The organism is Citrobacter sp. Cpo221 (assembly GCF_030332345.1).
GTDB classification, from domain to species: Bacteria; Pseudomonadota; Gammaproteobacteria; order Enterobacterales; family Enterobacteriaceae; genus Citrobacter; species Citrobacter portucalensis.
This window is the reverse complement of record NZ_JAOWIA010000029.1, coordinates 517,195-528,760: the sequence shown is the minus strand read 5'-3', so window position 1 is coordinate 528,760 and position 11,566 is coordinate 517,195. Positions and strand designations below refer to the sequence as shown.

The window sequence follows — 11,566 nt, the reverse complement described above, 5'->3', positions numbered from 1 at the left end:
CAGGAGAAATACTGATGATGTACCACATTCCCGGCGTTCTGTCGGCGCAGGATGTAGCCTGGTTTCGTGAACAACTGGACGCTGCCGACTGGGTTGATGGCCGCGCAACCACCGGCGCTCAGGGGGCGCAGGTAAAAAACAACCAGCAGGTGAATACGCAAAGTGAACGCTACGGCGTTTTACAACAGGCGGTACAGACTGCGGTAAGTAACAGCGCGCTTTTCTTCGCCGCAGCACTACCGAAAACGCTCTCCACACCGCTGTTTAATCGCTACCAGGACAACGAGACCTACGGTTTTCACGTCGACGGTGCGGTGCGTAGCCATCCGCAAAACGGCTGGATGCGCACGGACCTTTCCGCAACTTTATTCCTGAGTAACCCGAATGATTATGAAGGGGGAGAACTGCTGGTCAATGATACTTACGGCCAGCATGCGGTGAAGCTTCCGGCAGGCGATCTGGTGCTTTACCCTTCCAGCAGCCTACATTGCGTCACGCCAGTGACCCATGGCGTTCGTGTAGCGTCTTTTATGTGGATACAGTCGATGGTCCGTGACGACAAAAATCGCGCCATGCTTTTTGAACTGGATAAAAACATTCAATCCCTGAAAGCTCGCCATGGGGAGAGCAGCGAGATCCTGTCATTACTCAATCTCTACCATAACCTGCTGCGTGAATGGTCTGAAATCTGATACTGCTGGCGCGTGGTCGTTTTTCAGCCATCACCTTCGCTATACTTAGTCTGTAGACATCAGCAGGAGGTACACATGGCATCCGGATGGGCAAATGACGACGCGGTTAACGAACAGATCAACAATACTATTGAAGATGCTGTTGCCCGCGCTCGCGGTGAGTTACCGACGGGGGAAAGTCTGTATGAATGCGAAGAATGCGGCAATCCTATCCCTCAGGCCAGACGTGAGGCCGTGCCAGGGGTACGCTTGTGCATCGCCTGCCAACAGGATAAAGATTCACATAACTCAGCATTTTCAGGATATAATCGCAGAGGTTCGAAAGACAGCCAGCTACGTTGACTTATCTTTACCAAAAGTTTCAGCGCATACGATTTCCTTTACGAGCACGATTTTTTGCACCCTGTGTAGCAAAATGTGCCGTTGTCGCCTTCTCTGTAAAGCGCAATGACAAGAACTGTAAATCCCTTACTCGAATTTATTAATATTCAATAAGTTATTTGTCATTCAATTTATTTGATTGATGTGGTCAATTCTATTCGATTTTCTCTCACCAAAAAAAACGTGATACTTATCACATCGACGGAACAACGTCTTCTTAAAGAACACTGACTAACAGAACAACCCTGCGAGAGATTAATCATGAAAAATATCAAATTTGCTGTTGCTGCCATCGCCCTGTCTACCCTGTCATTTGGCGTTTTCGCTGCCGAGCCGGTTTCCTCTACTCAGGCGCAAAACATGAACAAAATTGGTGTGGTATCTGCTGACGGCGCTACTACGCTGGACGGCCTGGAAGCCAAACTGGCTGAGAAAGCGAATGCAGCTGGCGCAACTGGCTACAGCATCACTTCCGCTATCGGCAAAGACAAAATGAGCGGCACCGCGGTTATCTATAAATAACCGAAAGATTACCTGTACGACCCAATGCTCCAACCCTCATTGACCCTGTTTGTTACCCTTTGTTTGCCCGTCCGCCACTGGACGGGCTTTTTTTTGCCTATTTTTCCAGCCGTTGACAGAATTCCTGCAACACGGTGTCTGGCATCCCAATTTGCAGTGCCGCCTCACAAATCGCTTGCCAGCTTCCGGCATCCAGCGGAATACCGTGTTCCAGCCGTTCCTCGCGAGTATTCACTTCCCACTCCCCAGGCAACAGGATCGGGGCATCTTCAGCATGCGGGGACGCTTTCACCCACTCAGCAAATGCCGCGACCTGGTTGTCGCAGTCCGGCGCGCCGAACAGTTGTGGATTCATAATGATGGTGGTCATACAGTTAATGATGGCGTCCGCGCTGGTCTGCAGGCTCTCTTCATGTGTCGTTTTACCGCCAGAAAGCGCACCGCCCATAATTTCGCACATCGCCGCCAGCGCATACCCCTTGTGCTCGGCAAAGGTCAGCAACGACCCCAGCGGAGAAACCTGCATTACCGCAGGATCGGTAGTGGGCACACCCGCCACATCAATCAGGCATCCTGGAGCCACCGACTCGCCCTTATGCCATGCCACTCGGGTTTTGCCAAACGCGATGGCGCTGGTTGCATAGTCCAGCAACAGTGGGAAGGTATCTTTACGCGGGAATACGACGCAGAAGGGATTGGTGCCAAAACGGCTATCGCGGCCATGAAACGGTGCGACCATCGGGATCCCCACCACATTCACAAAATGCACCGAGACAAAACCTGCTGCCGCACATTGCTCCGCCCAGTAGCCAATACGGCCGATATGGTGCGAATTATGTAATGCCACAGCGGCGATTCCGTACTGACGCGCCTTTTCGATTCCAAGCGTGATTGCCTCGTGCGCCGCCACCTGACCAAACGCACAGTCGCCGTCAAGCGTAATCACCGCCCCCGCATCTTTTACCACTTTGGCATGACGGTTGATCTGCAGATGCCCCTGCGAGAATGAGCGAATATAGCTTGGGATCATACCGATGCCATGGGAGTCGTGACCGGCGAGGTTAGAGGCTATCAGATGGTCGGCCACCAGCCGCGCCTCCTGATCATTGCTTCCCATCTGATGAAAAACGGCCTGGATAAAGGCGTGCAGCGTTGGCACATGGAAGCGATGTCCACTGTTCATTGTTATCTCCTTTGTGTCGCGTGTTTGTTGTGTTTCTTATTTTTCAACAAACTATGCTGCGCCACGGTGCGCTGGAGGTCAATAAACGTGCAGAAATTTCACATTGCCGAAAAGAGAGAACCGACAGGCCAGGCAACAGGCCCGTCGGGATAACAAATGGTTTAGAAACTTTGCTCGACGCGGGCAAGTCCTTCAGCCAGTGAGGCGGACTCACCGGTTGCCACCAGGCAACAGGCCATCTGGATTTTCAACGATGCCGGAACAGGCTCGCTGCCAGCCAGACAACGCTCAATCCAGCGCGCGGTGGTTTCCGGGTCTTTTGCTACCGGTAGCGGTACCGGCTCGTCAGGCATCTCGCTCTGTCGGTCTTGTAGCACTCGCACACCGGATGAATCGATCAGGCTTATCTGCGGGCAGCGCTGCGGGTTGGCATACACTTCGCCCTCGGTACCATGCATCAACAGGCCGCGCCCACCGATATCGCCGAAGAACTTCGCCACGCGCGAAACGTATTCCGGGTGGGACACGCTGGAAAGACGCAGCGCGGCATCTTCAGCAAACGGCGTGGCTAATTTAGCCAGCGTGTGCGCACTGTTACGCACACCCATGCGCCAGCGCATCGCCAGCTGTTTCTCCAGCGGAGGGCACAGCGCGCTCACCGGAATAAACACCGGCTCATGACCATCCAGCTTTGCCTGCGCCTGCCCGGCATGCAGCGTTGGCGTAATTCCCATCAGTTCGAAAATGGTTTCAGTCAGCACGCGGGTCGGATCCTCGCTGACGCCGTGCACCACCACCGGGAAGCCAAGTTTATGCAATAAAATCGCCAGCAGCGGAGTCAAATTCGCCTGCTTGCGCGCACCATTGTAGCTGGGAATGACAATCGGCATGGGTTTGGCTACCGGCGGAGTCAGGCGAATGGTGTGGTTTTGCATCGCTTCGTAAAAGCCCAGCATCTCCGCTTCACCTTCGCCCTTGATACGTAGCGCAATCAGTACCCCGCCCATCTCGAGGTCAGGTACGTCGCCGTTCATCATATGGGTATACAGTCCGCGAGCGGTATCCTTGTCCAGGTCACGCGCGTGATTTTTTCCTCGCCCAATCTCTTTAATGATTTTGCGGTAATCCATCGATAACTCCTTGCCTGTTGCTCGCATCGTTAACGCCGACGGCGGCGCGTGGGTTTCGCTTTTTCTTTTGGTTTTACTATAACGTCTGGCACAGCAGGTTGCTCTATCGGAAATATGGGTAACGCGTTCAGTAAACGCTTGCCATAGCTTTTGGTCAATAAACGCTTGTCATAAATAACCACTTCTCCCCAGCAGCCATGGCTACGGATGAGTCGCCCAACCTGCTGGATCAAATTGAACGACGCCGCAGGCAGGCTCTGCACCTCGAAGGGGTAGCGGTTCAGGCTTTTCAACCACTCGCCCTCGGTGATCACCACCGGACTGTCGATAGGCGGAAAAGCAATTTTGTGAATATGCACCTGAGTCAGCAGATCGCCTTTCAAGTCCAGACCTTCAGCAAAAGATTGCAGCCCAACCAGCACGCTGCGCTCGCCGTTGGTCACCCGTTTGCGGTGCAACTCCACCAGACGGTAGCGCGGCTGATCGCCCTGCACCAACAACAGCAGGCGCAAATCGGTAACGTGCTCAAGAAAACGCTGCATCGCCCGACCGCTGGCAAAAAGTACCAGCATGCCCTGATGCTTTTTACTCTCCAGCTGTTCACGAAAATAGGCGGCCATTTCCGCGATATGCTGCTCTTCGTTATCAATTAACGGTTCGTAGCGCATTTGCGGAATGACGATTTTGCCCTGTTCAACGTGATTAAACGGTGAATCCAGCGCGACAAACCGGTCTCCTGCTTTTTCCTTCAGACCGCTCATCTCCTGCAAACGCGAGAAGCTGTTGAGCGAGCGCAGCGTTGCGGAAGTGACAATAATATGCGGGACGCTACGCCACAGCAGTCGTTCGAGCTGATCGCTCACACGAATCCCCACGCAGTGGAACCAGACGTGGATCTGCCCGTCACGCACCTCGCGCGTCGCCCATTTACTTACCGGTGCGCCTGACGACTGCGCGAGCGATGCCAGCCGCCACAGTTTGCTTTGCGCCTCAAACATGCCAAGCGCCCGGTTCATCTGCAAAATAACCCGATGCAGACGCACGATTTCGTGAGTGCCTGTTTTTTCGCTGAGATCGTTGAGGAACAGTTCCGCCAGACCGCGCAGCATTTCTGTTAGCTTTGCCAGACGCTGACAAATCTCCATCACTTCCGTAGGCAATTCGCCCATCGCGAAGCGGTGTTCCGCCTCCTGGGTAGCGGGCATATACAGATTAAGAATGTTATTGAGCGATGAAATCAGCTCATACAGCTCCTCACAGTGACCGTTCAGACGCTCGGCATTTGCCAGTGGCGGCGTGGTCTTCGGGCGAAACTGCTCCAGGCAGGTAGCCACTAATTTGCAAAATAGATCCAACTGCAGTCGATACCAAGGAGCGCTGATTTCTGCGCTCATCTCCAGCGCATCGCGCGCGACATCCGGCAAATGGTGGCCTTCATCAAGTACCAGCAGTAGATTTTTCGGCTCCGGCAAAACGGCTTCGCTTTCCATGGCCGCCATTACCAGCGCATGATTAGCCACGACCACTTCAGCTTCCTGAATCTCCCGGCGGGCGACAAAAAAAGGGCATTCACGATAGTAGTGACAGTTGCGATTCAGACAGCTGGCTTTATCGGTGCTCAGACGCTGCCAGAGTCCGTCGTCGATAGCGATATCGGTGTGATCGCGCAGCCCGTCCCACTTGTAGCTGTCGAGATCGCCTTTTAGCCTGGCACAGCGCTTTTGTTCTTCCTGGTTGTTGGGCGTCAGGTCATCGTCGAGAAAAGCCAGCAGATCCTGCTGATTGGGTTCAGTGCTGGCCAGCGCCGCTAAGTTACGCGGGCAGACATAGCGTCCGCGACCAAACGCAGCGGTAAAACGCAGGTCGGGGATAATTTTGCGCAGCAGCGGTAAATCTTTGCTGTAGATCTGGTCCTGCAAAGCGACGTTGGCGGTACTGACCACCAGCGTTTTTTGTTCTTCACGCGCGATGGCAATACCGGGAATCAGATACGACAGGGTTTTCCCCACCCCGGTCGGTGCTTCAATCGCCAGATGTCGCCCTTCTTCCCCGGAGAGCGTTTTCGCGACGTCAGCAATCATCTGCCGCTGCGGCGCACGGGGGATAAAGTCGGGGATCTGTTCCTGAAGCGCCTTGTACCAGGCGGCGATTTGCGCTTTTAGCGCAGCCGTAAGTGCCATGAGAAAACCTGAAATACTGTATAAACAGCCACTATTGTGGCACATTTCAGGCGTTGGATGTACCTTTTTCCCCCATTCTGGAAAGCGCTTCGCAGCTCTGGCTTAAATTACCGGATGGCGGCTTACACCTTATCCGGCCTACAGTCAGGTACATTGCAGGCCGAATAAACGTGTCGGTTAATAGTATCCCAGCAGCTTCCACCACAGCATGCCCACTGCAAAAATGATAATCACATTTGCCGTTACCACACAGAGGTTAATTTTGTAAAAACGCGGTCGTTCAAAATAGCCCTGGGCAAAATAAATAGGACCAGGTCCGCCACCATACTCGGTATTCCCCCACATCAGATTACTAAAGATACCGAAGCAAATAGCAACCATCATCGGCGGTGCACCCGAAGCGATCGCCGTGGCCGCGAAAGGAGCATACAGCGCAGCTACGTGCCCGGTAGCCGTAGCAAAGAGATAGTGGACGTAAATGTAAAGGATCCCCAGCACAATAAAGGACTCAATCGCACCAAACCCTTGAATACCGCTGCCTAACTTTATTGTCATCCATTTAATAAAACCCAGATCGGCAAGTCCGGTCGCAAGGCTAATAATGACGCTAAACCAGATAACCGTATCCCAGGCTGCATGGTCATTAAGCAAACTTTTCCAGCTAACAGCACCCGAAGCAAACAGATAAGCAGCCAGCCCCAGCCCGACAGATGTGGCAGACAATCCAGTAATCAAACTGGTGCCCCAGCCAACCAGCGCCAGCACAAAACCAAACGCGACCTTTTTCTCGTTGCTGCTCATCGAACCGAGCTCACCGAGCGCCTGCTTACCCATCGCTTTTGCCTCTGGCGTACGCTTAAGCTCAGGATCCAATAATTTATAGACCAGTAGCGGCATCAGACAGAAACAAACCATCGCAGGGACTACTGCGGAAATAAACCATCCGCCCCAGGTTATCTCCATACCCAATGACGATTTCGCCAGGCTCGCTACCAGCGGATTCGCCGCCATCCCGGTGAGAAATATCGCCCCGGTAATCGGCGTAAACTGGAAGCACACCATGGTTAAGAAATCGCCAATACGTTTGCCCGTTACCCCTGGAGCGGAGCCCAACACATCATTGATGGAACGCGTGATGGGAAAAATTATGCCCCCGGACCGCGCAGTTACTGACGGCATTGCCGGGGCCATAATCAGATCGGAAACCCCCAGTGAGTAAGCAATACCCAGGCTGCTGCCGCCAAAGAGCGATAACATTTTATACGCAATACGTTTCCCCAGTCCTGACGTCACAAACCCCAGAGACAAGACGTAGGCGCAGAAAATGAGCCATACCGTACCGGACGCAAACCCTGACAGCGCCTTTGCCTCTGGTAACGTTTTGGTGAAAATAACCACGCAAAGTGCAATCAACATCACCGCCCCCGAAGGGAGCGGCTGAGTGAGAATGGCGGCAATGGTCGCGGCAAATATCGCGAACATATGCCAGGCCTGAGGCGTTAGACCATCAGGAACAGGATAAAACCAAATGATCGCGCCTATCGCCAGCGGTATCAGGAACGACAGAATGGATTTTCCCGTGACAGAATTCGTTGACATAAAAATATCCTTATTCCGTTAGCCCGAGAGCATTCATTTCCGCGACATGTATCTTGCTAATACCTGATCCACCATCGCCGGTGCCATTCCAAGGTAATTTGCCGGGTCGGTCAGTTTTTCAATCAACTGTGGGTCCAGTCGTTCAGAGACAGATGGCATCGCATTCAGCACATCAGCCAATCGTCCACCTTGTTCGTTGACGATACGACAGGCGTCATACACCACGTCATGTGCATCCTGACGACCAATATACGGAGCCAACCCCATCATGACCGCTTCAGCCACAATCAATCCGTTAGTCATGCCGAGGTTACGTTTCATCGCCTCTTCATCGACCACCAGCCCCGCCAGCATAAAGTTGGCCTGATGCAATGCCCCCGCGCTGAGAACGAAACTTTCCGGGATAGCAATCCATTCGGCATGCCACGGCCCGGTTGCTCGCTCCAGATCTTGCACCATCGCATCAAGCATCAACCCTGCCTGTTGGCGAACGCCTTTGGCACAGGCCAGCATCAGCTCGCTGGAAATAGGGTTGCGTTTCTGCGGCATGGTACTGCTGGCGCCACGCCCTTTAACAAACGGCTCATACAGTTCGCCAAACTCGTTTGCTGCCAGCAGCATTACGTCGTAGGCAATCTTGCCCAGCGACCCGGTAATCACCGCTAACAGGTTCACCGCTTCGGCAAAACCATCACGCGCGACGTGCCAGGTGGATGTTGGGACATTTAGCCCAAGCTCTTCCATCATCGCTTTTTGTACCGCGAGGCCTTTATCCCCCAGTGATGCCAGCGTACCGGCTGCCCCCGCAAATTCGCCGACCAATACACGAGGACGCGCCTGGGTAAGACGTTCCGCGTGGCGTTCAAACATATCCAGCCAGATGGCAGTTTTGTAGCCAAAGGTCACGGGCAAAGCCTGTTGTAAATGGGTTCGCCCGGCCATCGGCGTATCACGGTAGCGGCGTGAAAGATCGGCCAGCGTGGCGCGGAGTTTGTCCATATCGGACTCAATGAGCGCAAAAGCATCACGAATTTGCAGAACCACTGCGGTGTCCATAATGTCCTGAGTGGTGGCCCCCCAGTGCACATAACCACCGGACTCGCCAGCCTGTTTAGAAATCTGGTGCACCAGCGGTAGGATCGGATAACCCACAATTTCGGTTTCATGGCGCAATAAATCAAAATCGAGCGTGTCAGCATTACATTTTTCTGCGATTTCCTGCGCCGCAGCCTCGGGTATCACACCGCAGCGTGCCTGGGCTTTGGCTAATGCCACTTCCACTTCCACGTATTTGCGTACCAGCTCGCGATCGTCAAACACCGCGCGCATCGCCGGTGTGCCGAAAGAATCCCTGAACAGAACAGAATCAAGTACATTCGAAGCCATAAATCCCCCTGGAAAATCTGATAATGATAAGATGCGTGTTTACGGCAGTTTGTTGGATATTCAAATGCCGCCACAATGTCCAGACATAAATAAATGTCCGTACATTTGAATGTACGGACATTTATAGTATTCATAAGAAATGTAGGGAATAGTCCGTACAAATTTTCGTGATAAAGATCACTAATATTTTGATGAAACTGCGATGAAAGAATCTCTGTACAAGCGAATAGCACGTGAACTGGCGCAGCAAATTGCGGTGGGAACTTTTGCCCCCGGTTCGCTGTTTCCTACGGAAATGGAACTGTGCGAAACATGGCAGGTCAGCCGCCACACCATGCGTGAGGCGTTAAGGGAATTAACAGAGCAAGGTCTGATATCACGGCGTAAAGGCGCGGGAACCCGCGTTTGCGAACCTAAGGCTAACGGCGTCAATCACCCGCTATCGCATCTTGAGGATCTGTTGCTGCTGGCCAAAAACAATCTGCGCGTCATCAAGAAAATCGATGAGATTGTGGCGGACATAGAGTTGTCCCAGATGATTGGCTGCCCGCCCGGTTCCCGTTGGCTGCACATTGCCAGCACTCGCGAAGATGCGCAAAACCCCGACGCGCCAATCTGCTGGACGGACAGTTATGCCAGCACGGATTACGCCAAGCTGCGTACGTACATCCGTGACGACCCACACTCGTTAATCAGCGATTTGATCGAAACGCATTACGGTATTAAAAGCCATGAGGTGCATCAGACCATTACGGCTGTCGGCGTGCCCAAAAAGGTGGCAAAGATTCTCAATGTAGCACCTGATTCGCCAGCGATGAGAATCGTGCGTCGTTATCTGGACAGGGACGGGAAAGTATTTGAGACGACGATTTCGATTCACCCGGCAGGACGATATACCTGCTCAATCGTGCTGAAATCGCAAAGTTCGGGGGAGTGATTGACCTATCCGGTCTACACAGTGTGTAGGCCGGATAGCGTGTTTATACTGCCATACAGCAAGGTGAATTACTGTGCTGCAGACGGTTTGCGCGGACGGCGCGGTGGACGAGGCTTATCGCCTGCCGGTTTGCCTTCTCCGCTACGCGGTTTCGCTTTTGGCGCACCGCCATCCTGACGACGCGGCTGCTGGCCACGCCCTGCTCCGCCCTGCCCACGACCACCGCCGCCGCCACGCTGCTGGCGACCGTTCTGGATCGGCTCAGCTTTAATGGACGGATCTGGCTCGTAGCCTGGCGTTGCAATACGCGGGATCTCTTTTTTCAGCAACTTCTCGATATCACGCAACAGCTTGTGTTCATCGACGCACACCAGAGACAACGCTTCGCCGGTAGCTGCCGCACGACCGGTACGACCAATGCGGTGCACGTAGTCTTCCGGGACGTTTGGCAGCTCGTAGTTCACCACGTGCGGTAACTCTTCAATGTCCAGACCACGTGCGGCAATATCGGTCGCTACCAGCACGCGAATATCACCGGATTTAAAATCAGCCAGCGCACGCGTACGCGCACCCTGAGATTTATTACCGTGGATAGCCGCACTGCGGATGCCGTCTTTATTCAGCTGCTCTGCCAGATGGTTCGCGCCATGTTTGGTACGGGTAAACACCAGCACCTGCTGCCAGTTGCCCTGACCAATCATCTGCGACAGCAGTTCACGTTTACGTTTTTTATCAACGAAATGAACGTGCTGAGTAACCTGCTCTGACGCGGTATTACGACGCGCCACTTCAATTTCCAGCGGGTTGTGCAACAGTTTTTCGGCCAGCGATTTAATGTCATCAGAGAACGTTGCCGAGAACAGCAGGTTCTGACGTTTTGCCGGCAGTTTTGCCAGAACGCGACGAATATCGTGAATAAAGCCCATATCCAGCATGCGGTCAGCTTCATCCAGTACCAGGATCTCAACCTGATCCAGTTTCACCGCATTCTGGTGCTCCAGATCGAGCAAACGACCCGGAGTGGCAATCAGCACATCCACGCCGCCACGCAGCTTCATCATCTGCGGGTTAATACTGACGCCACCGAAGACCACCAGCGAGCGAATATTCAGATACTTACTGTAATCACGGACGTTTTCGCCAATCTGGGCCGCCAGTTCGCGGGTTGGCGTGAGGATCAGCGCACGAACCGGACGACGGCTTTTACCATGCGGCTGATTGGTGATCAGGTGCTGCAACAGCGGCAAGGTAAATCCTGCCGTTTTCCCCGTACCGGTCTGGGCGCTGGCCATCAGATCGCGGCCTTCCAGCACGGCAGGAATAGCCTGCTGCTGAATAGGGGTAGGTTCACGGTAACCCTGCTCGGCAACGGCACGTAAAATATCAGGGTTTAAACCAAGGGAATCAAAAGACATAACAACTCCGAACCGCCCTGACCGTTACCGGTGTCGTTTTCAGGGAGATACATACAATAGAGATGACAAAAACCACAATGTCATGAAGGGGCGGAGTGTAGCAGTTTTTGTGATGTGCCGCATAAATTATCCCTTCACTGG

General features: G+C 53.4%; 10 protein-coding genes. 4 read left to right on the top strand and 6 right to left on the bottom strand.

The window, feature by feature from the left end; all coding sequences use genetic code 11:
- Window positions 1–14 precede the first annotated feature (14 nt).
- From ybiX to ybiJ, 3 genes are all read left to right on the top strand, one after another.
- Window positions 15–692 (top strand): PKHD-type hydroxylase YbiX, encoded by a 678-nt coding sequence (gene ybiX, locus OGY72_RS03685; protein ID WP_164562979.1) that lies wholly within the window; start codon window positions 15–17, stop codon window positions 690–692.
- Window positions 693–767: 75 nt separating this feature from the next.
- A complete protein-coding gene (locus tag OGY72_RS03680; RefSeq protein ID WP_003831562.1) occupies window positions 768–1,034 on the top strand; it encodes a DksA/TraR family C4-type zinc finger protein in 267 nt (88 codons plus the stop codon).
- Between the two features lie 300 nt (window positions 1,035–1,334).
- Window positions 1,335–1,595: a DUF1471 family protein YbiJ gene (gene ybiJ / locus OGY72_RS03675; RefSeq protein ID WP_003831561.1), complete on the top strand. Its 261-nt coding sequence runs from the start codon at window positions 1,335–1,337 to the stop codon at window positions 1,593–1,595.
- Between the two features lie 97 nt (window positions 1,596–1,692).
- Here the strand turns inward: ybiJ and OGY72_RS03670 are convergent, their stop codons facing one another.
- From OGY72_RS03670 to OGY72_RS03650, 5 genes are all read right to left on the bottom strand, one after another.
- Window positions 1,693–2,778 carry a malate/lactate/ureidoglycolate dehydrogenase gene (locus OGY72_RS03670; protein ID WP_063940660.1) on the bottom strand — a complete coding sequence of 362 codons (1,086 nt, stop codon included), beginning with the start codon at window positions 2,776–2,778 and terminating at the stop codon, window positions 1,693–1,695.
- Between the two features lie 161 nt (window positions 2,779–2,939).
- Window positions 2,940–3,908 carry a DNA-binding protein YbiB gene (ybiB, locus tag OGY72_RS03665; RefSeq protein WP_048226020.1) on the bottom strand — a complete coding sequence of 323 codons (969 nt, stop codon included), beginning with the start codon at window positions 3,906–3,908 and terminating at the stop codon, window positions 2,940–2,942.
- Between the two features lie 29 nt (window positions 3,909–3,937).
- The gene (gene dinG, locus OGY72_RS03660) at window positions 3,938–6,088 is read right to left on the bottom strand and encodes an ATP-dependent DNA helicase DinG (RefSeq protein WP_286546865.1); all 2,151 of its coding nucleotides are present in this window, start codon (window positions 6,086–6,088) and stop codon (window positions 3,938–3,940) included.
- 177 nt (window positions 6,089–6,265) lie between these two features.
- Complete coding sequence (locus OGY72_RS03655; RefSeq protein WP_286546862.1) at window positions 6,266–7,687, bottom strand: DASS family sodium-coupled anion symporter; 1,422 nt, start codon at window positions 7,685–7,687, stop codon at window positions 6,266–6,268.
- A 33-nt stretch (window positions 7,688–7,720) separates the two neighbouring features.
- Window positions 7,721–9,073: a class-II fumarase/aspartase family protein gene (locus OGY72_RS03650; protein ID WP_003831555.1), complete on the bottom strand. Its 1,353-nt coding sequence runs from the start codon at window positions 9,071–9,073 to the stop codon at window positions 7,721–7,723.
- A 202-nt stretch (window positions 9,074–9,275) separates the two neighbouring features.
- Here OGY72_RS03650 and OGY72_RS03645 point away from each other — a divergent pair, with 202 nt between their 5' ends.
- Window positions 9,276–10,010 carry a GntR family transcriptional regulator gene (locus OGY72_RS03645; RefSeq protein WP_003831553.1) on the top strand — a complete coding sequence of 245 codons (735 nt, stop codon included), beginning with the start codon at window positions 9,276–9,278 and terminating at the stop codon, window positions 10,008–10,010.
- A gap of 68 nt (window positions 10,011–10,078) precedes the next feature.
- Here the strand turns inward: OGY72_RS03645 and rhlE are convergent, their stop codons facing one another.
- Complete coding sequence (rhlE, locus tag OGY72_RS03640) at window positions 10,079–11,425, bottom strand: ATP-dependent RNA helicase RhlE (protein ID WP_286546857.1); 1,347 nt, start codon at window positions 11,423–11,425, stop codon at window positions 10,079–10,081.
- Between the last annotated feature and the right edge of the window lie 141 nt (window positions 11,426–11,566).